The following is a 1,373-nucleotide window of genomic DNA, read 5'->3' on the forward strand; positions in this document are numbered from 1 at the left end:
GGGACTGTCAATTTGTTAGGACTTTTTTTTGGTTTTCTATCCAACCATTTTTTCTTGCCATGATGTAGTTAAATATTCCTTCTGGTGTTCTATAAATTCTTTTTGTGTGTTTATCTAGTGTATTTCCGAAGTAATTTTCTAGTTTGTTGTTGGTACTTTCTAATTTTTTGATGAATGGTTTTTCAAGGAAAACTAAGTATTTTTTGTAAACTGGGAAGAAATTTTTGTTTAAGTAGTCTTGCATTATCTTTGGAAAATTCTTTAATTCTTGTTTTAAAAGTTTTATATAGTTTTTTGCTTTTTTGAATGATTGTTGATGGAATAATTCATAAAATAATTCAATATATTCTTTGATTTCTTTTGTTATTTCTTCTTTTTTCTTTTTGCGTATTTTTTTGATTTTATTTTTGGAGATTTTTGGTTGGGTTTTTCTTAATTCTGCTTCGTATTTGTCTAATTCTTCGTTTATTTTTTGTTTTAAGTTTGTTGTCATGTTTTTAATTAGGTGAAATGTGCAGTGTTGGTGTGCGAAGCCTAATTTTTTCATTATTGGTTCATAATCTTCTTTTAAATCTGTTATTATTGCTTTGCGGTTTTTTAAGGGGATTGAGATGTCTATGAAATCATAGATTATTTTTTTTGTGTTTCTTTTTTTGATATAATGCATGCTACGGGCATATTATTGATTATATAGAATAATTCTAATCTGTATATCCATTCTCTTTTATTTCTAATCCATTGAGCGTCGTAACCGTAATATCCTGAGAGTTCAACTTCTTCGTTTAACCAATATAATGCATCATCATTTTGTAATGCTTTTCTAACAGATTCGTGAGATATTTTAAAGTTTAATAATGTTTTAAAATCATTTCCAAGGTTTCTTAATGATTTCCATCCATGTTGCAATAGTATTTTTGCTTTGTTTTTCATTTTATTGGAATAATTTGAGAATTTCCCCCAATATTCTGTAAACTCCACCTGAAATTTCTTTTTACATTTTTTACATTTATATCTCTTAACTTTAATTCTAACCGGAGATCCATCATCCAAATAAAGTAATCTCCAATTATATCCTTTTCTAGAAAATTTTTTAGCACCACAATGTTTACAATAAGGTTCACGTTCTTCTACAATTCCTTGACTATTAACAAAGTAATTATCATCGAGAATAGACTCAATAGGTAAAATTAATTGAGGATAAATTTTGTCATCAAAATCTTTTTCAACCAAAAAAACCTTTTCGAACAGGATCCTTAAATGCACCGATAAATATATAAGCCCCGCCAACCAATCTAAGATACAGAAGGCATTTGATTTTTGATTTCATATATAATTATTTGTCTTCCATCTTATAAATACTTAATCAAACTTAA

The 1,373-nt window shown here is 27.1% G+C and carries 2 protein-coding genes; both read right to left on the reverse strand.

Annotated elements, in window-relative coordinates; translation table 11 throughout:
- Positions 1-7: 7 nt before the first annotated feature.
- Positions 8-667: a hypothetical protein gene (locus tag MBORA_RS09695; RefSeq protein ID WP_063720612.1), complete on the reverse strand. Its 660-nt coding sequence runs from the start codon at positions 665-667 to the stop codon at positions 8-10.
- On the reverse strand, positions 631-1,230 hold the full coding sequence (locus MBORA_RS09700; protein WP_063720613.1) for a hypothetical protein: 600 nt from the start codon (positions 1,228-1,230) through the stop codon (positions 631-633). Before MBORA_RS09700 ends, MBORA_RS09695 begins: the two co-directional genes overlap by 37 nt.
- Between the last annotated feature and the right edge of the window lie 143 nt (positions 1,231-1,373).

Origin of the sequence: Methanobrevibacter oralis (genome assembly GCF_001639275.1) — an archaeon.
Lineage (GTDB): Archaea > Methanobacteriota > Methanobacteria > Methanobacteriales > Methanobacteriaceae > Methanocatella > Methanocatella oralis.